This window comes from Phytoactinopolyspora halophila, from assembly GCF_003287285.1.
Lineage (GTDB): Bacteria > Actinomycetota > Actinomycetes > Jiangellales > Jiangellaceae > Phytoactinopolyspora_A > Phytoactinopolyspora_A halophila.
Window position 1 is genome coordinate 61056 of sequence record NZ_QMIG01000020.1, and the last position, 25048, is coordinate 86103.

At 67.1% G+C, this 25048-nt stretch carries 20 protein-coding genes and 1 riboswitch; of the genes, 6 read left to right on the forward strand and 14 right to left on the reverse strand.

What is annotated here, in order from left to right:
- Positions 1-39: 39 nt before the first annotated feature.
- From purH to DPM12_RS16700, 3 genes are all read right to left on the reverse strand, one after another.
- Positions 40-1641: a bifunctional phosphoribosylaminoimidazolecarboxamide formyltransferase/IMP cyclohydrolase gene (gene purH / locus DPM12_RS16690; protein ID WP_112259476.1), complete on the reverse strand. Its 1602-nt coding sequence runs from the start codon at positions 1639-1641 to the stop codon at positions 40-42.
- A 56-nt stretch (positions 1642-1697) separates the two neighbouring features.
- Positions 1698-1787: riboswitch (ZMP/ZTP riboswitch) on the reverse strand.
- 32 nt (positions 1788-1819) lie between these two features.
- Positions 1820-2443, reverse strand: coding sequence for a phosphoribosylglycinamide formyltransferase (purN, locus tag DPM12_RS16695; protein WP_112259507.1), 624 nt, complete (start codon positions 2441-2443; stop codon positions 1820-1822).
- Between the two features lie 120 nt (positions 2444-2563).
- Positions 2564-3799, reverse strand: a complete 1236-nt coding sequence (locus DPM12_RS16700; RefSeq protein WP_123788573.1) for a cell division protein PerM — start codon at positions 3797-3799, stop codon at positions 2564-2566.
- Positions 3800-4012: 213 nt separating this feature from the next.
- Here DPM12_RS16700 and DPM12_RS16705 point away from each other — a divergent pair, with 213 nt between their 5' ends.
- Together DPM12_RS16705 and DPM12_RS16710 are read left to right on the forward strand one after the other, a co-directional pair.
- Positions 4013-4525, forward strand: a complete 513-nt coding sequence (locus DPM12_RS16705; RefSeq protein WP_112259478.1) for a SigE family RNA polymerase sigma factor — start codon at positions 4013-4015, stop codon at positions 4523-4525.
- Positions 4515-5933: a hypothetical protein gene (locus DPM12_RS16710; protein WP_112259479.1), complete on the forward strand. Its 1419-nt coding sequence runs from the start codon at positions 4515-4517 to the stop codon at positions 5931-5933. Before DPM12_RS16705 ends, DPM12_RS16710 begins: the two co-directional genes overlap by 11 nt.
- 115 nt (positions 5934-6048) lie before the next feature.
- On the opposite strand, the gene sucD is transcribed toward DPM12_RS16710, so the two are convergent.
- The 4 genes from sucD to DPM12_RS16730 form a co-directional block, all read right to left on the reverse strand.
- Complete coding sequence (sucD, locus tag DPM12_RS16715) at positions 6049-6948, reverse strand: succinate--CoA ligase subunit alpha (protein WP_112259480.1); 900 nt, start codon at positions 6946-6948, stop codon at positions 6049-6051.
- Positions 6949-6966: 18 nt separating this feature from the next.
- On the reverse strand, positions 6967-8148 hold the full coding sequence (gene sucC, locus DPM12_RS16720; protein ID WP_112259481.1) for an ADP-forming succinate--CoA ligase subunit beta: 1182 nt from the start codon (positions 8146-8148) through the stop codon (positions 6967-6969).
- Between the two features lie 161 nt (positions 8149-8309).
- Positions 8310-11714 carry a phosphodiester glycosidase family protein gene (locus tag DPM12_RS16725; RefSeq protein WP_123788574.1) on the reverse strand — a complete coding sequence of 1135 codons (3405 nt, stop codon included), beginning with the start codon at positions 11712-11714 and terminating at the stop codon, positions 8310-8312.
- Positions 11715-11840: 126 nt separating this feature from the next.
- On the reverse strand, positions 11841-12263 hold the full coding sequence (locus DPM12_RS16730) for a cobalamin B12-binding domain-containing protein (RefSeq protein ID WP_211659065.1): 423 nt from the start codon (positions 12261-12263) through the stop codon (positions 11841-11843).
- Between the two features lie 355 nt (positions 12264-12618).
- On the opposite strand from DPM12_RS16730, the gene DPM12_RS16735 reads away from it, so the two are divergent.
- Positions 12619-13293: a M23 family metallopeptidase gene (locus DPM12_RS16735; protein WP_112259484.1), complete on the forward strand. Its 675-nt coding sequence runs from the start codon at positions 12619-12621 to the stop codon at positions 13291-13293.
- 65 nt (positions 13294-13358) lie between these two features.
- On the opposite strand, the gene DPM12_RS16740 is transcribed toward DPM12_RS16735, so the two are convergent.
- From DPM12_RS16740 to wrbA, 7 genes are all read right to left on the reverse strand, one after another.
- Positions 13359-15167 carry an ABC-F family ATP-binding cassette domain-containing protein gene (locus DPM12_RS16740; protein WP_112259485.1) on the reverse strand — a complete coding sequence of 603 codons (1809 nt, stop codon included), beginning with the start codon at positions 15165-15167 and terminating at the stop codon, positions 13359-13361.
- A gap of 35 nt (positions 15168-15202) precedes the next feature.
- On the reverse strand, positions 15203-16165 hold the full coding sequence (locus tag DPM12_RS16745; RefSeq protein ID WP_112259508.1) for a 4-(cytidine 5'-diphospho)-2-C-methyl-D-erythritol kinase: 963 nt from the start codon (positions 16163-16165) through the stop codon (positions 15203-15205).
- A 127-nt stretch (positions 16166-16292) separates the two neighbouring features.
- The gene (rsmA, locus tag DPM12_RS16750; RefSeq protein ID WP_112259486.1) at positions 16293-17126 is read right to left on the reverse strand and encodes a 16S rRNA (adenine(1518)-N(6)/adenine(1519)-N(6))-dimethyltransferase RsmA; all 834 of its coding nucleotides are present in this window, start codon (positions 17124-17126) and stop codon (positions 16293-16295) included.
- Between the two features lie 106 nt (positions 17127-17232).
- Positions 17233-18363, reverse strand: a complete 1131-nt coding sequence (locus tag DPM12_RS24160) for a resuscitation-promoting factor (protein WP_112259487.1) — start codon at positions 18361-18363, stop codon at positions 17233-17235.
- Positions 18364-18780: 417 nt separating this feature from the next.
- Positions 18781-19671, reverse strand: a complete 891-nt coding sequence (locus DPM12_RS16760) for a TatD family hydrolase (RefSeq protein WP_112259509.1) — start codon at positions 19669-19671, stop codon at positions 18781-18783.
- A gap of 209 nt (positions 19672-19880) precedes the next feature.
- The gene (metG, locus tag DPM12_RS16765; RefSeq protein ID WP_112259510.1) at positions 19881-21689 is read right to left on the reverse strand and encodes a methionine--tRNA ligase; all 1809 of its coding nucleotides are present in this window, start codon (positions 21687-21689) and stop codon (positions 19881-19883) included.
- Between the two features lie 248 nt (positions 21690-21937).
- Positions 21938-22549 carry an NAD(P)H:quinone oxidoreductase gene (wrbA, locus tag DPM12_RS16770; RefSeq protein WP_112259511.1) on the reverse strand — a complete coding sequence of 204 codons (612 nt, stop codon included), beginning with the start codon at positions 22547-22549 and terminating at the stop codon, positions 21938-21940.
- 164 nt (positions 22550-22713) lie between these two features.
- On the opposite strand from wrbA, the gene DPM12_RS16775 reads away from it, so the two are divergent.
- The 3 genes from DPM12_RS16775 (at position 22714) to DPM12_RS16785 (ending at position 25019) form a co-directional block, all read left to right on the forward strand.
- Positions 22714-23325: a TetR/AcrR family transcriptional regulator gene (locus tag DPM12_RS16775; RefSeq protein WP_112259488.1), complete on the forward strand. Its 612-nt coding sequence runs from the start codon at positions 22714-22716 to the stop codon at positions 23323-23325.
- Between the two features lie 127 nt (positions 23326-23452).
- Entirely contained in the window at positions 23453-23899 is a 447-nt protein-coding gene (locus tag DPM12_RS16780; RefSeq protein WP_112259489.1) for a cupin domain-containing protein, read from the forward strand.
- A 97-nt stretch (positions 23900-23996) separates the two neighbouring features.
- The gene (locus DPM12_RS16785) at positions 23997-25019 is read left to right on the forward strand and encodes a GNAT family N-acetyltransferase (protein WP_112259490.1); all 1023 of its coding nucleotides are present in this window, start codon (positions 23997-23999) and stop codon (positions 25017-25019) included.
- The last annotated feature ends 29 nt before the right edge of the window (positions 25020-25048 follow it).

Below are 25048 nucleotides of genomic sequence, written 5' to 3' on the forward strand. Positions count from 1 at the left end.
GTGTTCATGATCAGCGGGAATTGGGGGGAGGGAGGTGGGTCAATGGAGGAAATGGCGAGAGCCGGTCAGATACATCGTCGCTCCGGCCTCCTGCGCTGCTGCGACGACCTCGTCGTCGCGCACCGATCCGCCCGGCTGGACCACGGCGCGCACGCCACCGTCCAGCAGGACCCGCAGTCCGTCCGGGAACGGGAAGAACGCGTCGGACGCGGCCACCGAGCCCGCAGCGCGCTCGCCGGCTCGCGATACCGCCAGACGGGCCGCATCCACCCGGTTGACCTGTCCCATCCCGACACCCACGGCCGCGCGGTCGGTCGCCAACAGGATCGCGTTGGACTTCGCCGAACGGACCGCCCGCCAGGCGAACGCGAGATCGGCACGCGTCGCCTCATCCGCCGGCTCCCCCGCCACGAGCGTCCAGCCAGAAGGGTCGTCACCGGGCGCATCGACGCGATCGGCGCGCTGTATCAACATGCCACCGGAAATGGGCCGCGACTCAACCGCACCTGCTCCCCCGGATACCCGCAGCACGCGCAGGCTCTTCTTCTCCGCCAAGATCTCCAGCGCGCCATCGTCGAATCCGGGAGCGGCGACGACCTCCGTGAACACCTCGGCGATCTGCTCCGCCGCGGCCCGCGTGAGCACCTGGTTCGTCGCGATCACCCCGCCGAACGCCGAGACCGGATCGGTGGCGTGTGCCTTGCGGTGTGCCTCGGCCACATCGACACCGACGGCGATACCGCAGGGATTGGCATGCTTGATGATCGCCACCGCGGGTTCGGAGAAGTCGTGGGCGGCCCACCAGGCGGCGTCGGCATCGACGAAGTTGTTGTACGACATCTCCTTGCCGTGCAGCTGCTCGGCCTGCGCCAGTCCGGCATTCGAGCCGGCACCGCCGCCGTCCGACACGTACAACGCGGCGGGCTGGTGCGGGTTCTCGCCGTATCGCAACACCGACTCCCGCTGCCAGGTGGCACCCACCCAGCGGGGAAAGCCGCTGCCGTCCGACGTGTCCGTGTGGACGTTGCCCATCCACGACGCCACGGCGACGTCGTAGGTGGCCGTGTGCGCGAATGCCTCGGCGGCCAGGCGTCGTCGTTCGGCGAGCGTGAATCCGCCGTTCCGGGCGGCCGCCAGGACATCAGAATATCGGGACGGGTCGACGACGACGGCGACGCTGGGATGGTTCTTCGCCGCGGCCCGCACCATGGACGGGCCACCGATGTCGATCTGTTCGACGATCTCGTCGGCCCGCGCGCCCGAGGCCACGGTGTCAGCGAACGGGTAGAGGTTGCAGATGACCAGTGAGAACGGCTCGATTTCCAGCTCGGCCAGCTGGTCTCGATGGGTGTCGAGGCGCAGATCGGCCAGCAGACCGGCATGCACGTTCGGGTGCAGGGTCTTGACCCGCCCATCCAGACACTCCGGGAAACCGGTGAGCTCTTCGACCCGCGTCACGGGCACTCCGGCCTCGGCGATCCGCGCCGCCGTGGAACCGGTGGACACGATCGTCACGCCCGCATCGGCCAGGCCGCGAGCGAGATCGTCCAGGCCTGTCTTGTCGTAGACACTGATCAGAGCCCGTTCGACGGGCACCTGCCCGTCATCGGCCGACGTGGATTCGGGGAAGGTGGCGCTCATCTCACTCCTCAGCAAGCGGCGGCATGCTCGACGGCAGCCGCGGGTGGCCATCCGACCGCCGGGGCCCAGGCGTTCGACCCCGAAGTCTCCTGCTGGTGTGCCGCTCCCCGGTGGTTATCCACCCAGCGCCAGTCGCGACGCGGCCTAGCGTAACAGGTACCGTGCGGCTTGCGGAGACCTACGGAATGGTGACCGTCCGGCCATTGACGGTCCACCCCTCCCGGGCCAAGCGGCCGACGTATTCGACGAGCTGTTCCCGCTCCGCCGCCTTGATCCGCTCCGTCAGGGACGCGACGTCGTCGCTGTCGAGGACCGGAACCGCCACCTGGGCGATGATCGGCCCGGTGTCCACACCGGAGTCCACGAAGAACAGCGTCGCACCGGTGATCTTGACTCCGTACTCGAGGGCGTCCCTGGGGCCATGCATGCCCGGAAAGGCAGGGAGCAAGGCGTTGTGGGTGTTGATGTAGCGGCCTTCGAACCGCGCGAGGAACTCGGGACCCACCAGCTTGAGGAATCCAGCGGAGATCACCAGATCGGGGGCGCAATCCTCCACGTGCCTGGTCAGTGCCCGGTCCCACCCCTCACGTGTGGGATGGTCACGGAGCCGTTCGACGAATGTCGGAACACCGGCATCCGTCGCGATCTTCAATCCGTCGATGCCGTCCCGGTCCGCGCCGACGCCGACTACCGTCGCGCCGTATGCCGGATCGGCACACGCGTCCAGCAGCGCCCCGAGGTTGCTTCCGGCTCCCGAGACGAGCACGACCAGACGGCACGCACGCCCGGCATCTGGGGATATACGCACGATGAGCTCCCGACAGACAGATCACGGCAAGCGGCGGCGCAGCCGGCGGTCGAGAGCGCCGCCCGACACCGGTGACCATATCCGATGCCGGCACATCGTCGAGTGACACCCTGCTCAGTCGGCCGGTGTCGAACTCCGCGCACTCGCTGCGTCGGCGCTCGCACTCCGTCGGGACCGGAGCCACGTGAGCAACGTCGCCGTGATCATCGCCGGGACGCCGCAGGCGACGAACGTCATCGCCGCCACCTCCCACGGCACCGGCCCGACCTCGGCCAGCCGCACCGCGCCCATCGAACCGCCGGACAACATCGCCAGTGCCGACATGCCCAGGGCGCTCGCGGCAGCCGTGCCGCCAGCAGCGAGAACGACGGTGGTGATGGACTCCCGATACGGTTCAAGCGTGCGATAGACGAGGAGTCCGGCGATCGCTCCCGCCACGATCGGCCCGGCCAGCACCACCCACGTGAGCGTTCCGGGCACGTCCGACGGCAACGCTCCCAGCGGTGGAACCGCGGGAAGCATGCCGAGCTGCACACCGCCCGGCGCCACCACCGTCTCGGCACCGATAGCAAAGCCCGGCCCCAACGAGAAGCTCGCCGCCCAGATGACACCGTTCGGCATGATCGCTGCGCTGCCGGCCGCCAGGGCCGTGTTGCCCAGGACGCCCGCCTCGAGGGCCTCGGCGAGGCCACCGATCTGCGTGGTGTTCCCGACGGTGCTGACCACCACCAGTACCGACCCGGCCACGAACAGACCCGCGATGACGACAGCGCTCCCGGTCAGCGCGGCTCGCACCTCCGGCGACAAGCGAGCGAACCACACCTCGTCGAAACCGGTCTCGTGCACGACGCCCACGCCGAAGCCCACCAGCGCCCACGCCGCCGCGATGCCGGCGGCCGCGACCGCCGAGCTCGTAATGCCTCCCGACGTCGACACCATGGCCAGCGCGACGGCACCGAGCACGTAGACGAGGACCGACGGACCGATCACGGCCAGCATCGAGCGTGGCGTCGCGGTACCGGCCTGATGTGCCGCCCACCGCGCGGAACGGTACATGAGCAGCACGAACATGAACGTCATGCCGAGGGGAGCCAGGACGATGCTGGCGCCGTCCACCTCCAAGCCGATGCGATGCGACAACAGCCAGATCCGGGCGCCGAACCGCAAGGGGTCGCTCAACGGGGCGTTCGCACCCTCGCCGATCCACACGGCGACCGCCGGCAACACGCTCAACGACGCCGATGCGATCAGCGCCCAGCCAGAGGCCAGGGCGGCAGCGAACCACGGCACGCGGGAGCCCCAGGCGGGCTCGTCCCGACGCAGCAGCGGTCGAGTCAGCAGATCTGGCACGCTCTCATGGTCGCCGTTGTACCCGCGGTTCGCCCGCACACCACGCCGATGGCTTCCAGGACGTGACAAGATCCACCCGATATCCACTCGATTTTCGATGCAACCGAACGGCAGGCTCCCGCGTCATCCCGAGTGCGAACATACGGAAAGTGCGTGGTCAACGGCACGCGGACGCCAGCGACCCCGTTCGGGACGAGAGCGAGAGAGGAGAACATGGACGCGGCAGCGGAATTCGATGCGTTCTACAACGCGTCGAGCCGTCGTGTCCTGCATCAGATGTATGCCATGACCGGGAACGTGGCGGATGCTCAGGAGTGCACGCAAGAAGCGTTCGCGCGGGCATGGCAACGGTGGAAGACGGTCAGCCGTGCGGACAGCCCCGAAGCATGGGTCCGGACGGTGGCGTGGCGCATCGCGGCCAGCCGATGGCGCAAGGCCAAGAACGGCATCACGGCGATGGCACGCCACGGGGAACCGGAAAGTACCGCACCGCCCAATCCAGATCACGTCGCTCTGGTGACAGCGTTGCGCCGGATTCCCGAAGCACAGCGCCGGGCGATCGTGCTGCACCATCTCGTGGGCATGAGCGTCGAGGAGATCGCCGAGGAGGTCGGTGCCGCTACCGGGACGGTCAAGGCACGCTTGTCGCGTGGGCGTGCCGCGTTGTCGGAGCTCTTGACCGACGAGTCCAGCACCGTGACGGGAGGGAACGGGCGTGAGCAGTAACTTCGACGACGAACTACGGCGACAGCTGAACGCCCTCGACACGGACGTCACCGACATCGAGATGCCCGGCCCGAGCGCAGCACGGCGCCGAGCCGCACGGCGCACCCGCAACCAGGTCACCACCGGTGTCCTCGCCAGCGTGGCCATCGTGGCTCTGGGCGTCGCCGGCGTGACACAGAATGAGCTGTTTTCCGCACCGGAGCCGGCCGCTCCGGGCGAAACCGAGGCACCCACGGCCGTGCCGACCACGCCTGACGAGCAGGACGATTCGACCCCTCCGGATGGAGAGCAGACGCCTCCCGATGACGGCAACGGTGCGAACGTCCCCGATGACGCCTTCCTGACCATCGACGACATCTCGCCGGACGACGAGCCAGGCGTTGTCCTGCCGGAGTGGACGGAGACGGAAGCGACCCGGACACCGTTCGACTGCGCTCCCGCCGTGCCGGACGGCGCAGCTCACGTCCGCTACGAGAACGACCGCGAAGGACATTTCCTCCAGTTCGCCGAGACGACCAACGACCAGGTACGGCGGTTCGCACAGCTACGCGCGGACCTCGAGTCCTGCCTGCGGAATCTCGACGAGGGGGCCGGCCCGGACGCTCCGGACGGACTGAGCCAAGCGTGGGCCGTCGACGATGTCGGCGACGAGGCATGGGCGGCGACTTACTGGTCCCCGCGGGAGCAGCCGCTACAGGGCGGCGACATGCGCTACGACCTGGTCGCCGTCCATCTCGTCCGGGCTGGCAGCTACGTCACGATGGTGATCAACGGTTTCCCGAGCAATGAAGATTACGCAGCCAGCACACTGACGGCACGCACCACGGAGGCCGCCCAACGGCTCTGCGAAGCCGTTGAGCAGGAATGCGTCGTCGAGCCACAGCCGACCCAGCTCTACCCTGAGCCCACTGGAGACGTGTCTGGCTGGCTCACCGTCGACGATGTCGTCGACGCCACCGGACTGGAGGAGATCGACGCGGGCGGCGAGATCGTGGAGGAGTCCACGTGGGCTCACGCCTATCTGCCGCTGGATCCGACGGACGACGGAGCCGAGGTCGTCGAGACTCGCTGGTACCGGAATTCGACTGAGAACGCCGGCCCGGCCGTCGAACAGCGTATCGCCACGTTCCCGGACGAGGAGGCGGCGCGGTCGCACTATGACGACCTGGTGGCCGCGGCCGACGCCCACGAGGAGCCCAACCAGCAGGCCGAGCGCACCGGTTCGCACGACGAGCCCGGTGACAGCGCCGCGACGTGGCGGGTCGAGAGCGACTACGGGACGGTGTTCGTCTTCGGGGTGATGGTGCACGGCGAGACCGTGACCGCCATCAGCCATTCCATCAGCGATCACGAGGACCGCGATCTCACCGCCGACCAGCTCCGCGACCTGCTGTCACGTGCCGCCTGAGGTGGCACTTGTTGGGGCTGAGTAACCTCCAGAAGGCCGAAACGGGCTCTGGGCGTTACTCAGCCCCAACAAGTGCTCGCCTTCGCGGCAACCGTGCCCCGGCGATGCTGGCGGATCAGCCGTTCTGGATGATCTCGCGCATGATCCGGGCCGACTCCGACGGCGTCTTGCCCACGCGCACACCGGCAGCTTCGAGCGCTTCCTTCTTCGCCTGCGCCGTACCCGAGGAACCGGACACGATCGCGCCGGCGTGACCCATGGTCTTGCCCTCGGGGGCGGTGAAGCCTGCGACATAACCGACGACCGGCTTGGTGACGTTGGCCTTGATGTACTCGGCCGCGCGCTCCTCGGCGTCACCACCGATCTCGCCGATCATCACGATTCCCTCGGTCTCCGGATCCGCCTCGAACGCCTCGAGCGCGTCGATGTGCGTCGTCCCGATGACCGGGTCACCACCGATGCCGACACAGGTGGAGAACCCGATGTCGCGCAGCTCGTACATCATCTGGTAGGTCAGCGTGCCCGACTTGCTGACCAGACCAATCGATCCGGATTCGGTGATGTCGGCCGGAATGATCCCGGCGTTGGACTTGCCGGGGCTGATGACACCGGGGCAGTTGGGACCCACGATGCGTGTCTTGTTGCCCATGTTCCTCGCGTAGGCCCAGAACTCGGCGGTGTCGTGTACGGGGATGCCCTCCGTAATCACGACGACGAGCTCGATCCCGGCGTCGACGGCTTCGATGACGGCGTCCTTGGTGAACTTCGGCGGCACGAAGACGACGGAAACGTTCGCCCCGGTCTTCTCCATGGCCTCGCCGACGCTGCCATAGACCGTCAGCACGGCGTCCGGGTGAAACTCGGTGAAATCCAGTTCCTGGCCGGCCTTGCGTGCATTGACCCCACCGACGATCTTGGCGCCCGCCTTGAGCATCCGCTGGGTGTGCTTGGTTCCCTCGGCACCGGTGATGCCCTGGACAATGAGCTTGCTGTTCTCGTTGAGGAAGATGGCCATCTCTTCGCCGTCCTTTACCTACGCCGCCGTGCCACTGGCGAGCATGGCCGCGCGGCGCGCGGCACCGTCCATCGTGTCTACCCGTTCGAGGAGCGGGAATGCCGCGTCGTCGAGAATCTGCCGACCGAGCGTGGCGTTGTTGCCGTCCAACCGCACGACCAGGGGCTTGGAGACGGAGTCACCACGCTCCTGGAGAAGTTCGAATGCGTGCACGATGCCGTTGGCCACCGCGTCACACGCGGTGATGCCACCGAAGACGTTCACGAAGACGCTCTTGACATCGGGGTCGGACAGGATGATCTCCAGACCGTTAGCCATCACCTCGGCGGACGCTCCGCCACCAATGTCGAGGAAGTTGGCGGGCTTCACCCCGCTGAACTCTTCTCCCGCATAAGCCACGACATCCAAGGTGGACATGACGAGCCCGGCACCGTTGCCGATGATGCCGACCTCGCCTTCAAGCTTGACGTAGTTGAGGTCCTTCTCCTTGGCACGCGCTTCGAGCGGGTCGGCCGCGGATTCGTCCGCGTACTGGGCGTGGTCGTCGTGCCGGAAGCTCGCATTCTCGTCGAGGCTCACCTTGCCGTCGAGCGCGAGCACCTTCCCGTCCGGGGTCTTCACCAGCGGGTTCACCTCGACGAGCGTGGCATCCTCGGCCGTGAACACCGTCCACAGATGCTGCAGCACGTCGATGACCTGGTCCCGGACATCGCTCCCGAAACCCGCGGCGTCGGCGATCTCGGCAGCCCCGGCAGCGTCGATACCGGAGCGCGGATCGACCGGAATCCTCGCCAGCGCTTCGGGACGCTCCACGGCCAGCTGCTCGATCTCGACACCGCCTTCCACGCTGGCCATCGCCAGGTAGGTCCGGTTCGCCCGGTCGAGCAGGAAGGACACGTAGTATTCCTGCGCGATATCGCTCGCCTGCGTGACAAGAACCTGGTGGACGGTGTGACCCTTGATGTCCATGCCGAGGATCGCCCCGGCCTTCTCCTCCGCCTCGGCGGGGTTCTCGGCAAGCTTCACGCCGCCAGCCTTCCCACGCCCACCAGTCTTGACTTGTGCCTTGACGACAACCTGCCCGCCGATCTGCTCGGCGGCCTGGCGCGCCTGTTCGGTCGTCTCAGCCACAGCGCCCGGCAGTACCGGGACGCCGTGCTTGGCGAAGAGCTCCTTCGCCTGGTACTCCATCAGGTCCACGCGTCTACATCCTTGTCGTATGTCGCGGTCCGTTGGTCGTCTTCAAGCCAATTCGTGGCCACCAAGCAGACTAACTGGCGAGATGTCATCCCAGCGTGACCGGGGCCAGCCACGCTGGGATGACAGTGACATACGTCACGAATCTATCGCTCCGGACGCCCCTACCGGGGGCCGACGAGGATCCGTTCCATCGTTGTCTCGCCGTTCACCGTCACGCGCAGCATCGCCACGCCCGGACGCAGCGCCGTCACTTCCCTCGTGTCCGGGTCGATCGCCACGACGTCACGATGTTCCGCGTTCTCGGCCGCGCCGACGTGAACGCGGTGACCGGACCACTGTGCGCTCATCGGCCAGGCCACCGGCACCGAGCGGCTCTCATCCTGCTGCACCTCCGCAGCGACGGTCACCGACTCGTCGATAACCAGCCGCCGCGGCGCATCCAGTTCGATCGCATCCACGCGCGGGCGGACCTCGACATCCAGCCACTCCGCACGGTCCTCGGCACCCGGTTCGACACCGAGCAGTGTCCAGCCGGTGAACCCGCCGTTGTCCGGCGCACCGGACGGGCCCTTACCGGAATTGCCGCTCACCAGGTAGGGCACGCCGTCCACCGACGACGCATCGAACACGCCGGCGTGAGCGCCGACGTATGTCGTCGGCTTGCCGGTCTCGGCATGGAAATCGGCGAGCCACCGTTCCAGCATCGCGGCCTCTCGCCGATCGATGAGCTGGCTGTTGGCCGCCGGCAGCGGATCGTTCGGCGGGTGGTGCCCCGCGACGACGACACCCGTGATCGACGGGTCCGCGGCCGCCTCGTCCAGCGCCTCGCGGAGCACCATGATCTGGTCGAACTCGTCGCCCCCGGCGCGCAGCGTCCCGAACGCCGTGTTCAGCGTGATGATCCGGGTTCCGCCGAGGTCGACCACGTGCTGCGTGTCGCCGAACTCGTCGACGAAGTTGTCGATCGAGCCGCGTTCCGCCTCGTGGTTGCCCGGAACGTAGTACCACGGGAAGTCCGCATCACCCAGTTCCTCGTCCAACACCGTGCGAGCGAGCGCGAAGTCCTCCGGTGTCGACTCGTCGACGAGATCACCATTGATGATCAGCGCATCCGGATCCTCCGCCACGATCTCGCGCAGCGTCCGGCGCGCGGCCTCGACGATGTCGCTGTCCGGTGCACGCGCCACGAACTGGGCGTCGTTCATCACCGCGATGCGCTGGGCCGCGTCGTCGGCGGTGCCGTTGGTGGTAATCACCGGATCGGGGAACCGCTGCCGTTCGGGCAGCTCGACATCGGGCGCGATCTCCACGGTGATGTCGCTGAACGACGTCTCACCGTGGTAGCGGGCATCGTTGCGCGGCTCCACCGAATAGATATCCCGCAACGTCAGCGGGTACTCGGTGCCTTCCGGCACCTCGAAGCTCAACTGCCGCCAGCCGGTGAAGTCGGTGTAGCCACCGTTCAACGTGACCAGGGCGCCGTCCCGGTCGTAGACCCGCATCCGGATCCACGAGCCGTTCCCGTCACCGCGCACCCATGCGTTCACCACCTGGGGCTGCCCGGGTAGTTCGATCTGTTCCGGTGGTGCCGCGTACGCGGCACGCGTGCTGGGGCCGGTGAAGTCATAGGTCATCCGCACGCCCGAGCGCCCTTCGGGCCCGTCGGTGGGCTCGATCTCACCGTCGGCCCGGGCGAAGCTGATCGTCCAGTCGTCGGCGTCCTCGAACTCCGCGACCGGTTCCTCGGTCAGGCCGATGGTCACCGCCACCTCGGCGCTCACATCGCCCACCCGCAGCGTCAGTACCGTCGATCCGTTGTCGGCCGTCGGTTCGAGGGCGAATCCCGCCCCGTCGGGCACCAGTTCAACGATGCCGTCTGCACCGTCCACCTCGACGTCGGCGGGGTCGATCGGCGCACGGTAACCAGCCGCGTCGTAGCCGGTCAGCTCGATCCGGCCGGTACTGTCGGCGTCGGCCAACGCCACCTGCGTCGTATTCGGATCCACCCAGGCCAGCTCATCCAGGACCGTGATGTCGAGCTCGCCTCGCACGTCACCATCTGCGGCCACGACGGCTCCCTCGCCGGGTGCGAGGCCGGTGACGCTTGCGGTGGCCCCGTCTCCGGTGACCTCCACGACGTCTCCGGAATCGCCGGTCGCCGACCATGCCGGATCCGCATCGACCGCGTCATGGGCCTCATCGAGGCCGAGTGCGGTCACGGTGCGGCTCAGACCGGGGAAGACCCGGTTGCTGTCGCCTTCGGCGAGCATGCGGAAATCGCTCAGCGTGCCCGACCCGTCCTCGGCGAACATCGCCAGGCCATTGGCCACGAGACGTTCGTTTCCGTCGGACGGGCTGTTCACGACCTCATGCTCGACCGTCCCCGGGTCGCGGACCACCATCGTCGACGATCCACCGCCATCGAGGTTGAGCGCGTCGTGCGCACCGAGCTCGTGCATGAATTCGGCGAGCTCGGACAGGCTCATTCCGCGCGCGTGTCCCTGCCGGCCGTCGATGACGGCGAGAAAGACCTCGCTGCCGTCCTCGCTGATCCCCACCGCCGTACGTGGATGAGGCGTCGGGTCGGAGAACGACTCCGGTTCACCATCGCTGACAAGGACGGGGTTGCCACCCACGGCGGCGGCGATCTCGTCGATGTCCGAACGAGGAGCGTAGCTGACCTCGGCGTCGGCACCGGGTTCCAGGTCGAGCAGGGCTTGCGCGCCCTTGCCCCGGCCGACCAGCACCACCGTGTCGTCGCCGGGTGGCTCTTCGCCGATCTCGTCGGTCACGTCGGTGATCACACCGTCGACGATCGTCACCTCGGCGGTCTCGGAGGCACCACCAACGGCCTCCGCTCTCGTGTAGTCGCCCCACAGCGCCGTGAAGACACCGATGCCGTCGGCGGGCAGGGCATGGGTGTTGACGCCATCGAGTTCCAAGACCGGTCCGCCGTCGACCGCGACCTCACCGTCAAGGAAGATCTGAGCCAGTTGCACCGCCCCGTCCTCGGCGACGGCGAAGGCGTTCTCACGGCCCTTGACGGGTGCCTTGATGAAGCCGTCCTCGCGGCCGATACCCGGGCCAAGCGGAGCATCGGAGTTGTTGATGTCGAAGAAGTCGGCGTTCACCGCAGCCGTCGCGCCGTCACGCGCGGCGCCGTCACGCACGGTCTCGCGTTCGGTGACGGTGCCGGAATGCTGGTAATCGAAGGTCACGCCGGCATCGACGTCGACGGTCAGCACGGAGCCCGCGGTCCAGCCTTCGGCCTCCAGGCTGGCGAACGTCTCGAGCTCCATCCCGGGTGCGACGTCCAGTTCGTCCTGTTCGACGAGTACCGACTCCCCGGGCACCCGCGCCAGCGCTTCGCCGGTCGTCAGCGCCAGTTGCCCGCTCACGCCCGACGAGGCCACGGGGTCCGGCAGCGCACCGGCGACGGGCGCCACGATCACGGCGGCACCAGCCAGCCCGGCGATTCCCGTTCCCCATCGACGCCAGGCAGTGGTTCGCCCGGCGCGCGGCGTGCCTCGATCCGCGGACGAGACGTGATGTGTGGAGACAGACACCAATTCACCCCACTCAGGTAGATGACAGTGGGGCCATTACATCTGACAGGTCTAGACCTTTGGTAGACCCGCGAGACACACTTCGGTGAACAAGCAACAAATGGTCAATGGATGAACAACAGTTGATCAGCTGGGCTGGGGCTCCTTGAGCGTCCGCACCCACTCGACGATCTCTTGGGTACTCGCACCGGGCGTGAAGAGCTTCGCGACGCCCATCTCCTCAAGCACCGGGATGTCGGCATCGGGGATGATGCCGCCGCCGAACACGACGATGTCCGACGCATCACGCTCGGACAGGAGTTCCAGGACGCGCTTGAACAGCGTCATGTGGGCACCGGACAGGATCGACAACCCGATCGCGTGGGCATCTTCCTGAATCGCCGCCTCGACGACCTGCTCGGGCGTCTGATGCAGCCCGGTATAGACGACCTCGACACCGGCGTCGCGCAGAGCACGCGCGACGATCTTCGCTCCACGGTCATGTCCGTCCAGGCCAGGTTTGGCCACGACGACCCGTAACGGGCGCTCGAACTCGATCGATGCATCCACGCACAGCAGGCTACCCGGCCGAGGGCCCGGGTTACTACGCCCGCACCACGAGAGAAAGACGGCTGTGTGACGAACATCACACGTCATAATCGTCAACCGGCGAGTGTGACGGGATTCACGTGCACATGCATATCCATGCAGGTCACGGCAAGGTTACGAACGCGAAGCACGCCTCGCGGTGCGATGCCGCTGGACACACGCCCTGACAAAGTCGGCCGAGTCATTTGTGGTGACCCACTGGAAACCGCTATCGTCCCCACGTCTGTAGATCCCCGTCGGAAGGTTCATCAGCGTGTCGAGACGTTCCGGTAGCGGTCGACACCGTCGCCGCAGGCACGTCACCGTTCCCTCCGTCATGGGTTCGGTCGCCATGTGCGCCGCCGCGTCGGGCGCACTCGCCGTCTCTCCGGCAGCCAGCTCCGACGTGAGCGCGACCGGGCAACCGCTCGAAGCCGTTCCCAACCGGCCGATGACCACCGTGTCCGACTCCGGGGCACTGGACACGATCTCCGCCGCCGGCCAATCGCTCACCTCAGAGGCGAGCGAGACCGCCAACGAGGCACACAACGGCATCCTCGAGCAGCAACGTCGCGAAGCTGCCGAGGAAGCTGCCCGCGCCGAGCGCGAAGCCCGCCGCTGGGTGAGCCCGTTGACGGCGAACTACCGCGTCAGCGCCGGATTCGGCTCTACCGGCCGGATGTGGTCCCGCGGACACGAAGGTGTGGACCTCTCCGCCTCCCAAGGATCCGAGGTGCGGGCACTGTCCCGCGGCGAGATCATCTTCGCTGGCTGGGACGGCCCGTATGGAAACAAGATCGCCATCCGGCACTGGGACGGCACCGTGAGCTGGTACGCCCACCTGTCCCGGATCGTGCAGGCCTCGGGAAGCGTCGAGCCGGGCACCGTGATCGGCCGGGTGGGTTCCACCGGAAACAGCACCGGACCCCACCTGCACCTCGAGATCCGGCCCGGTAACGGTGCGCCGGTCAACCCCCGCACCTGGCTTGCCGAGCAGGGATTGAATCTCTGAGCGTCTAGCCGCCCTGCCGCCCGCCCGACGTCGTCATGGAGAGCTGAACCCGCGCTTATCAGCGCCTACCCGACCTCGTCGGCCAGCACCATCCAGCGCTCTTCCAGCTCCGAGCGCTTCTCGTCCACCTCGCGGAGCGACGCATTCAGCTCCCGAAGTTTCTCGTGATCCGTCGCGTGCTCCGCCAACTGTGCATGCAGCTCCTCCGCACGCCGGGTCAGCTTCTCCACTTCGCGCTCGATCTTCGCCAGCTCCTTGCGCGCCGCACGCGCTTCGCCACGCCGCTCCCGGTTCGAACCGGTGTCGGCGGTAGCCGACGACGTCGACGCCGCCAACCCCGCGATGGTTCCGCTGCCCGCAGCACCCGCGCCGTCATCGGCACTGCGCAGCCACTCCAGATACTCGTCCACCCCACCCGGCACGTGCACCAACCGTCCGTCACCGAGCAGCGCCCAGATCGCATCGGTAGCCCGCTCCAGGAACCACCGATCATGGCTGACCACTACAAGCGTTCCTGGCCAGCCGTCGAGGAGGTCCTCCAGGACGGTCAGCGTCTCGACGTCGAGATCGTTGGTGGGCTCGTCGAGCAGGAGAACGTTCGGCTCCCCCATGAGAAGCCGCAGCAACTGAAGCCGCCGGCGCTCGCCTCCGGAGAGGTCGCCGACCGGCGTCCACCGGCGCTGGCCGGTGAACCCGAACCGTTCGAGCATCTGACTCGCCGTCGACGTCTCGCCGGATCCCAGGCGCACCTCCCTGCGGATCTCCTCCACGGCCTGGAGCACGCGATTTCGCGGGTCGAGTTCGACGACTTCCTGCGAAAGGTGAGCACTCACCACGGTCTTGCCGACCTTGACCCGTCCACGCGTCGGGTCCAGACTTCCGTCGAGCAGGCGCAACAGGCTGGTCTTCCCCGATCCATTGATGCCGACGAGGCCCACCCGATCTCCCGGGCCCAGCCGCCACGTGACGTCGTCGAGAACGAGAGTTCCACCCCGTTCGAGAGTGACGTCCTCGACATCGAGGACGCTCTTGCCCAGCCTGGTCGTCGCCATGCGGGTGAGCTCGTACCGATCACGCGGGGGCGGCTCGTTCTCGATCAGCGCGTTCGCCGCCTCCACCCGGAACTTCGGCTTGGACGTGCGCGCCGGTGGCCCGCGACGTAGCCATGCCAGCTCCTTGCGGAGCAGGTTCTGACGACGCGCCTCAGCGGCCGCCGCCATCCGTTCCCGCTCGGCCCGCGCGAGCACGTAGGTGGAATAGCCACCGTCGTAGGTGTAGACCGTGCGATCAGCAACCTCCCAGGTCGCCTGGCACACCGAATCGAGCACCCAGCGATCGTGCGACACGATGACAATCGCCCGGCCGCTCCTCCCCAGATGCCTGGTCAACCAGTCGATCGCTTCCACGTCGAGATGGTTCGTGGGCTCATCAAGCAGGAGAAGGTCGACATCGTCCACGAGCAGCCGCGCCAGCGCGACTCGCCGCCGCTCCCCACCGGACAGCGGCCCGACCACGCTGTCTCCGGAAAGCTGCGGCAACAGGTGCGACATCACGTCCCGGATTCGCGGATCCCCCGCCCACTCGTGCTCGGGCAAGTCCCCCACGACGCTCTGCCGCACAGTGGCGTCCGGGTCGAGATGATCCTCCTGGCCCAGGTGGCCGATCCGCAGCCCACCGGTGTGCGTCACCCGCCCGGCATCGGGCTGCTCGGCGCCGGAAAGCAGTCGCAGGAGCGTCGACTTGCCCCCGCCGTTGCGTCCGACGACACCGATGCGCTCGCCCCGGGCCACGCCCAAGGAGACAGCATCGAAGATCTGCTGGGTTCCATAAGTCAGCGATACAGTTTCGAGATTCACGAGATTTCGTGGCGCCATGACACCTGCGAGTCTCTCACGTCACCAGGACGTACTCAGAACGATGGAACTGCCGGGCCCGTAACGGGCTCCGCACTGGCACAGGCTCCGGCTGCCACGAGCGCTGCCGCGACATCGCGAGCGTGTGCCGCGCTCTCGACCAGGAACACGCATGTCGGGCCCGAGCCGGACACGATGCCGCCGAGCGCGCCCGCCGCATTTCCCGCCCGCAAGGTGTCTGCCAGAACCGGCCGCAATTCAAGTGCGGCCTCCTGAAGGTCGTTGGCCAGCAGCCCGCCGATCGTCCGGACATCTCCCCGCTCCAGCGCGGTCAACAACGACGCATCCACCGCCGGGTCTGCCGACTCCATCTCCCGCGCCGCACGCAACGCATCCAGCTGCCGGTACACGTCGGGCGTCGACAATCCTTCATCGGCGGCGGCAACCACCCAGTGCAGATCCCGTCCCACCGGCACCGGATCGAGTTGCTCACCTCGCCCCACACCGACTGCCGTACCGCCCACCAGCGCGAACGGAACGTCGCTACCCAGCTTCTGAGCGATGGGCAGGAGGCGAGCGACCGGCCAATCCAGTCCCCACAACTGGTTGCACGCCAAGAGTGTCCCGGCAGCATCCGCGCTGCCACCGGCCAAGCCAGCGGAGACCGGGATGCCCTTGTGGATGTGCAACCGAGCTCGCGGGGTCCTGCCGGCAGCCTTCGCCAGCGCGTCGATTGCCCGGATCGCCAGATTCGAGGCGTCGGCGGCAAGTCCGGACCCGTGAGGACCACCGATCGTCAAGAGCGGCCCATCGCCGCCCTCGTCCGTGAACCGGCGCGAGAGATGGTCCGGGGGCTGGTCTGAGGGCTGGTCCGAGCCCACCTCGTCGCTCACGGTGACCTCGTCGTATAGCGATACTCCGTGAAACACGGTAGTCAGCTCATGAAAGCCATCATCGCGCAGTGGTCCCACCCGGAGGGCGAGGTTGATTTTTGCTGGAACGCGGACACTCACCTGCACGCGTGCGAGCCTATCCACCACCCACCCCCAACAACGCCCCACCCAGAATGATCATGTTTGGTACGTTTCCTCGGGCCGTAACACGTCTGCAGTCGTGTCATGGCCCGAGGAAACGTACCAAACATGATCATTCTGAAAAGTGGGTGGCGAGGCGGGCGAAATCGTCGACGGACAGCTGCTCACCACGAGCCCGAGGGTCGATTCCCGACGCCACAAGCAGCTCTTCCGCTGCCGCCGCCGAGCCGGCCCAGCCACTCAACGCCGCCCGGAGCGTCTTGCGTCGCTGCGCGAACGCGGCCTCGATCACCTGGAAGACGGCCGTGCGATCCACGCCCTTCGGGGGCGTGCGCCGGCGCAAGAGCACGAGCCCCGAATCGACGTTGGGCACCGGCCAGAATACCGTCCTGGACACGGAGCCCGCGTACGTCACCGTCGCGTACCACGCCGCCTTCACCGACGGCACGCCGTAGACACGCGAGCCAGGCGGAGCCGCGAGCCGCTCCGCCACCTCTTTCTGCACCATGACCAGAGCGCGATCCAGCGCGGGGAACGTCTCCAACATGTGCAGCAAGACGGGCACCGCGACGTTGTAGGGCAAGTTCGCCACCAGGGCCGTCGGCGCCCGGCCCGGCAGCTCGCCGAGCTCCAGGGCGTCCGCCCGCACGACGTCGAGCCGCCCGGAGAGTGCCGGCGCGTACGAAGCGACCGTGGACGGCAACGCATTCGCGAGCGTGGTATCCACCTCGACGGCCACCACATGTCCTGCTGCGGGCAACAGGGCCAGCGTCAGCGAGCCCAGCCCGGGACCGACCTCGACCACGACATCGGACGGCTCAACCTCGGCCACGCGCACGATCCGCCGGACCGTGTTCGGATCGATGACGAAGTTCTGACCGAGCGTCTTCGTCGGCCGGAGCTCGAGTGCAGCCACCAGACGACGAACGTCCGCCGACCCCAGCATCCTGGAGTCGGCGGACGTCTCCTCGTTTCTCACACCCCGAGCATAAGACTGCCCGGATGGAGCTCAGGCGACAGTCTTCACCTCGTCAGCCTCGGCTTCGTCAGCGTCAGCTCGTCGGGAGACCCAGCTTGCGTGCACAAGCCGGCCAGTCACCGTAGTGGCCCCGAGCGTCTCGGACCTTCTCGGCGATGCGGATCTGCTCGGCCTTGCTGTTCTCGTGCGGGTATCCGGAACCGCCATAGGCCCGCCACGTTTGCAGCGAGAACTGCAGGCCGCCGTAGTAGCCATTGCCGGTGTTGATCGACCAGTCTCCACCGGACTCGCACTGTGCCAGCCGGTCCCAGACGCCTCCGTCGACGTTATCGCCCCCGCCGTCGTCGTCCTCCTCGGGCTCGTTGGGCTCTTCCGGTTTGGTGCCCACGAGCACAACCTCGTCGACCGGTTCGGCCACGACCTCCTCAGACAGGGTCTCCTCGTCTTCGAGCTCGCCGTCGATATAGGTCTTCTCGACCTTCCGCTCCATGAGACCCGTCTCACCCTCGGTCTCGACCGTTGTGACGCCTTCGGTGAGAGAGTCGTCCTCCTCGCGCTTGGTGTCGTAGTCGAGCTCGACCTCGACGGTCTCGGTCTCGACGGTCACGCGTTTGACCACGACCTCGTCCTCGTCGCTGAGCGTGGTGTCGAGCGAGGGCTCCACGATGTCCCGGTCTTCGAGCTCCACTTCGGAATCGGCGAGGACCTCCCGCACGGTCAGTGCCGTGGTGGTCAGCTCTTCCTCCTCGCCATCGGCGACGACGGTGATGTCCTTCGGGGTACGCACCTCGAAGTCCAGGCCGCTACGGTCGATGTCGCGCGAGCGGGCCACCGACAGGTCGGCGCCCTCGTCCCGGATGCCAAGCTCGGACAAGGCTTCGTCCACTGACAAGGCCGTGGTCCAGAACGTCTTCTCGACACCATCGACCGTCACGCTGACCTCTCGGCCGTGCCGAACGGTGATCTCGGTGCCGTCGTCGACCGTGCTGTCGACCGACGGAACGACCTCGTCGCGTGGGCTGACCTCGATCCCCTGGGCATCCAAGACATCGCCGACGCTACCGGCGAATGTGTGGACGGTTTCCGTCTCGCCGTCGACGGTGAGCGCTACAGCGTTGTTGAACGTCATGTATGCGACGCCACCCCCGACCAGGGCGGTGACGACGCTCGCGTTGATAGCGATCGTCTTGATGGACGGACGCACGGTACTCCTGATGTCGAGCCTCCCGGGCACGGGGCAGCGGCGCACACAGTTGTGCCCGGGTTGTCAGCCTCACCCGGGGGTGAGGCTGGCGCCTCAGCTTACTGCTGCGCCACCCGGAGTTCCCCGACCCCGGCTAACAATCACGAAACGATAACGTAGTTGGGCTCGGGTGCCAAGCTCAACACTCGAATACTTGTGGAAAGTTTGTGGAAAACCCCCTCACCTGCGATCACATGGCACGAGTCGCGGCACACATCACGAGCACGCCGCCCAAGATCATACCGTTCGCGACGTTCACCCCTTTTAGCCCACAAACCGGCACTGCGCTGCATTGATAGGAACTTTACCGGGAGAAACAGATCAACAATACGTCTGATAGCATCGCTTCTGCGCTGCTACATCGCGACGTGACGCAAATCACCAAGTTTCGAATGCACGATCCGTGTTTTCCTGGATCGTTGCGCACACCGATTCGAGGTCCCGGTCGAGCACCTCCGCGATCGCGCGCACCGTGAGCGGAACCAGATAAGACGCGTTCGGCCGCCCCCGATACGGGTGCGGAGTCAGGTATGGAGCATCGGTCTCCACCAAGATCTGCTCCAGTGGTGCCTCCCGCAGGGCGGCCCGTAGCGCGTCGGCATTCTTGAACGTCACCGTGCCGGCGAACGAGAGGAACCAGCCCCGTTCCGCGCAGTGCCGGGCCATCGCCGCATCGCCGGAGAAGCAATGGAAGATCACCCGGTCGGGCACGTCGACATCGTCCAGCACTCGCAAGATCTCGTCGTGCGCGTCCCGGTCGTGGATGGCCAATGCCAGGCCGCGCCGCCGCGCGATCTCGATATGTGCGCGAAACGACTCTTCCTGTGCCTGATACCCGTCGGGGCCGGTGCGGAAGTGGTCGAGGCCGGACTCGCCTACTCCGCGGACCCGGTCGCTCGACCCGGCGATCCGGTCAATCTCCGCCAGCGTGGCGTCGAGTTCGCCCGCGGCTGCCAGCCGTGGCGCCTCGTTCGGGTGTACCGCAACGGTCGCGACGACGTTGGAGAAGCGCTCCGCCGCCTCGACGGCCCAGCCCGATGTCGGCAGGTCGACGCCCACCTGCACGACACGCGAGACACCGACACGTTCCGCCGCGGCCAGCGCCTCCTCCGGGCCGAACCCCCCGTCGTTGTCACCGTCGCCGTCGGCGATGTCCATGTGGCAATGGGTGTCGGTGACCGGCAACGGCAGTGGCTCAGGCGCGGGCGGACGGCGGCGATCCCGCCTCCGCCCGTCCTCCGTCGTCTCCGATCGTCGCAAGCGGTTCATCGGTGTCCGTGCCTCCTCGTCTATCAGCGGCAGCACTCGCTGCCGGCCGGGGACATGCACAGCACGCTACGACAGCACGCACGCGCCGCTTGCTGGCCCTCCACCCTGCTGGTCTCCACGGGGCCACCGCGTCGCTACGCAGCGTGCGCACGTACGGCAAGCTCCACCCGTCGCAAATGACAGGCTCCACCCGTCACGCACGGGCTGTTTCAGCCGGCGCGCTCCTCCAAGCGGGCGAGCTCGTCGTCGACGACGGACGTGTCGAGCTTGGTGAAGACCGGCGCCGGTGCATCAATCCGGGTGCCGGGCGTCACCGGCTCGGATTCCCACCGGCCTTCGCCCCGCTCCTCGTCGAGCATGAGTACCGGGTAGGCGGTACCGCCGTCGAGATCGTCCACCTCGTGTACGGCTGGCCGATCGGTCAGGCGCCCCGACCGGCCCAGCAGCTCGTGCACCCGCTGCGCCGAATGCGGCAGGAAGGGCGAGAGTATCCGATTGCAATCGTCCACCGCCTGCGCGGCGACGTGCAGGACGCTCTTCATCCGCTCCGGATCCTCGTTCTTCAGCTTCCACGGTGCCTGCTGCGACAGGTAGGCATTGGCTTCGCCGACGACGCGCATCGCCTCACCGATCGCCGCCTTCTGCCGATGCTGTTCGAGCAGGCCGCCGACGGTGTCGAACCCTTCTCGGGTGGTGCGCAGCAGCGTGTGATCCGCGTCCGTGAGCTCCCCCGGCTCGGGAATGGCACCGAGGTTCTTGGCGATCATCGACGTCGTCCGGTTCACCAGGTTTCCCCACCCGGCCACGAGTTCATCGTTGTTGCGGCGGACGAACTCGGACCAGGTGAAATCGGAGTCCTGGTTCTCCGGACCGGCCACGGCGATGAAGTACCGCAGCGCGTCGGCGTCGTAGCGGGAGAGGAAGTCGTTGACGTAGATGACCACGCCGCGCGACGAGGAGAACTTCCGGCCTTCCATCGTGAGGAACTCGCTGGACACGATCTCCGTGGGCAGCTGTAGCGGACCGAGCGGGCCCGGCGTTCCGTTCTTGGCGCCCTGCCCGTTGTATCCGAGCAGCTCGGCAGGCCAGATCTGGGAATGGAAGGTGATGTTGTCCTTGCCCATGAAGTAGTAGGAATACGCTTCGGGATCGCACCACCACGCACGCCATTCGTCGCCGGAACCCGTGCGCCGGGCCCATTCGATCGAGGCCGAGAGGTAGCCGATGACGGCATCGAACCACACGTACAAGCGCTTGTTCGCGTTCTCTTCCCAGCCGGGCAAGGGCACCGGCACGCCCCAGTCGATGTCTCGCGTCATCGCCCGTGGGCGCAGATCCTCCAGCAGGTTCAGGCTGAACCTCATCACGTTCGGCCGCCAGGCACCCTGGTCGGCGCGGTTCTGCAGCCACGAACCGAGCGCGTCGGCCAACGCCGGAAGATCAAGGAAAAAGTGCTCGGTTTCCACGAACTTCGGCGCCTCGCCGTTGATCCGCGAACGCGGGTTCTTCAAATCCGTCGGATCGAGCTGGTTTCCGCAGTTGTCGCACTGGTCGCCGCGCGCGCCGTCGTACCCGCAAATGGGGCAGGTGCCCTCGATGAAACGATCGGGCAGCGTGCGGCCGGTCGACGGCGAGATGGCGCCCTGCGTGGTCTGCTCGATCATGTAGCCGTTGCGATGCAGCGTCTTGAAGATCTCCTGCGCGACGGAGTAATGGTTGCGCGTCGTCGTCCGGGTGAACAGGTCATACGACAGGCCGAGGTTGTGCAGGTCGTCGACGATGACGCGATTGTACTGATCGGCGAGCTGCCGCGCGCTGACCTGCTCCTGTTCGGCCTGGACCAGGATCGGCGTGCCGTGCTCGTCTGTCCCGCTGATCATCAATACATCGTGCCCCGCCATGCGCATATACCGGCTGAAGACGTCGGACGGGACACCGAAACCGGATACGTGGCCGATGTGGCGCGGCCCGTTCGCGTACGGCCACGCTACGGCGGTAAGCACATGACGACTGGACATGCCGTCGATCGTAGTATCCATGTGCGCGCACTCTCACCCGAGTTCCCCGCACGTGCGATCACGGTCCGGCATCGTGCCGACCGTGACCGGACACGTGCCTGGTGAGCAGGTCCGTTCCGGTGCCGGGTGACCTACGCGGCCGCACCACGCACGCACCAAGCACACCGTCACACGAGGTGCTTCACTGCGAACAGTGGTCGGCGTGCAGCAACGCGCCGACCACCGGTAATCGGCATCGGCTCCCGCGGCTAGCGGATCGCGAGCGGCGCCAGCGCCCGGGCCATGTCCGTCACGCGCTGCCCCTGGTAGCGAGCCGCGTCGAGCACCTTCTCGTCCAGCCGGCTCCCATCGGCGAGGTGACTCACGCCGTACGGGTTGCCCACGTGCTCACTCGCGCCCGGGTCGATGTAGCCCATGGGAACGACGACGGAGCCCCAGTGCATGAACGTCTGGTACAGGCTCAGCAGGGTGGCTTCCTGGCCACCGTGCGGGGTTTCAGCCGATGTGAAGCCGCTCGCGGGTTTGTTCGCCAGGGCGCCCTTCTCCCACAGGGGGCTGGTGGTGTCCAGGAACTGGCGTAGCTGAGCGGCGATGTTGCCGAAGCGGGTCGGGGTGCCGAACAGATATCCGTCTGCCCACTCAAGATCGTCGAGCGTGGCCTCCGGGACGTCGGCGGTGGATTCCAGGTGTTCCTTCCAGGCGGGCACGCTGCGGACGACGTCGTCGGGCGCGAGCTCGGCGACCTTGCGCAGACGCACCTCCCCACCTGCCTTCTCGGCTCCTTCAGCCGCGGCATGGGCGAGAGCGTGGATATGGCCCGTGGAGCTGTAGTAGACAACGGCGATTCTCGGAGCGGACACGGCGGTCTCCTCGTCTGGGTTGGCGGTCGACGCGGCTGTGCATGTGGTCACGCCATCAACACAACCGGAATTATCTCCACTTATAATAAGTGGAGAATTCTCCGATTGCAACGACCTGTCTGCGTGGCACCGGAGACCTTTAGGCTGATTGTTCGGAGGTACGCATGGCCGAGAATCGTCAGTCCACCGGGCCCGTCACGCTCTCACTCGAAGGCGGACGGCGGCCCGAGCGGGCCGACGCCGCCCGCAATCGGCGGATCCTGCTGGATACGGCATCACGGATCGTGCGCGACGAAGGTGTCGCCGCCCTGTCCATGGAATCCGTGGCTGCCGCCGCGGGCGTCGGGATCGGAACCGTCTATCGCCGCTTCGGCGATCGTGCCGGACTCGCTTACGCCCTGCTGGACGAACAAGAACGCGACTTTCAGGCCGCGTTCATCTCCGGCCCGCCTCCCCTCGGCCCCGACGCCGAGCCGGCCGTACGGCTGCGGGCATACCTCGACCGGTACGTCGATCGCCTGGCCGAGCACGCGGAACTGCTGGCGACGGCCGAGACCCACCGGTACCAGAGCGGCGCCTACAACGTGCAGCGCCGCCACCTCGCGATGCTGATCAACCAGATCGACCCCCAGCTGGATGGGCCCTACCTCGCCGACGCCCTGCTGGCTGCATTGTCCGGGCAGCTCTACCTGCACCAAACCACCGAGGCCGGCATGAGCGTGGAACGCATCCGGGCTGGTATCGCTCAGCTTCTGCGGGGCATCGTCGACGGCTAACGGCCGGCCAGCTGCGCGATGCCGTATCGAGCTCGGACGCTGCCTCTGCAACGTCATTTCCGGCGCGATCAATTGACCCGGCGCGATCAACTGACACGGCCGCGTGCCGGGGTCTAGCCTGGCGCTCATGTCTCCAGAGCAGAATCGCCGCCCGCACCTCGCCGATGCTCTCGATCTGCAGCCCCACCCCGAAGGCGGCTGGTTCCGGGAGACCTGGCGCTCCGATGTCCAGCTACGGCCTGCCGGCTACGACGGTGAACGCGCGACAGCCACGTGCATCTACTTCTTACTCGCTCCGGGCGAGGAATCTCGATGGCACGTCGTGAAGTCCGCCGAGATCTGGTTCTGGCACAGCGGCGGATCGTTGCAGATCAAGCTCGGCGGCCGGGGTGAGGCGCCGGCGCTCGAACCGGAGATCGTGACGCTCGGGACGCGAGTACAAGCTGGCGAGGCGCCCCAGGTGGTGGTGCCGCCCGGGGTATGGCAAAGTGCCCAGCCAACCAGCGAGCAGGACGTACTCGTCTCGTGTGTGGTGTCGCCGGGTTTCGACTTCGCCGACTTCCACATGCTCTGATCGAACCTCACTTCGATGATCGTCGACGATTTCACTAATTGTCATTGGGAGAATCGTCGATGATCATCGGAGGTGCACGGGTTGTTAGCGTGCATTCATGACGACACGCTGGCTCGCCGCCGTGACGGACACCCACGCCCGGCGATTACGTGAGCTCGATCCCATCCTGGCAGCGCCCCGCCCATTCGAGCCGCTCGAGGAGACCACCCGGGGCGACACGCAACTGCTCACCGCCACAGCTGGAAGGTCACGTGCCGCCGGGCTCGCCCGCACCTCGCATCAACGTCCCATCGAGTTCGCGTCGTGCTTCGGTGCCCTGCGTCATCACTCGCTCTACGCCCATCTGGACGGCCCCGACCTCGCCGAGGCGTTGCGTGCCCTCCTGGAGACCTGGCGCGAACGGCTGGCCACGGACGATCCAACCGAGATCGAGACGGCCGCCAGCATCACGTGGCCCAGCAGGGACACCGCGCCGCTACCCGCGCTTGCCCAGTACGGATTCAGCCCTACCGCCGTCATCGCGGTACGCGGAGCGGCAGCAGCGGCCGCTGCGGACATCGCCGATGCCGGGCGAGCCCAGACGACAGAGGGACTGCATCCCGAATCGAACGTGCGCATCCGGGTAGCGGAACCAGAAGACCTGGAGAGTGCCGTTTCGCTGCACATGGAACTGCTCCGGTTCGACGAGCAGTTCGGGACCTGTACCGTGCGTGCGGCCACCGAGGACGCGCTCCGCGCTAACCTCGCGTCGTCGCTGGCGCGCGGTGATGGCACCCACATCCTCGCGGAGCGCTACGGCAAGCCGGTGGGATTGGCCATCGTCAGCCTGCCGGAGCACACGGGATGGCTCACCGGCCTGGTCGCTGCCGACCGGATCGGCTACGTGGCGTGCCTGTCCGTGCGCGCCACCTTTCGCGGCCAGGGCTTGGGGCGTGCCCTGATGCGCGTGGCCCACCGCCGCCTGTACGACTCCGGCGTCGACACCATCTTGTTGCACCATGCCCTGGCGAACCCGCATTCCACGCCGTTCTGGTGCGCTCTGGGCTACCGGCCACTGTGGACACAGTGGGCCGCCCGGCCGGGAACTCCGATGTTCCCGCCGCCTCCACGCCGTCCCTGACCGTCGACCGCGTGCGCCAGTCGAGCCGG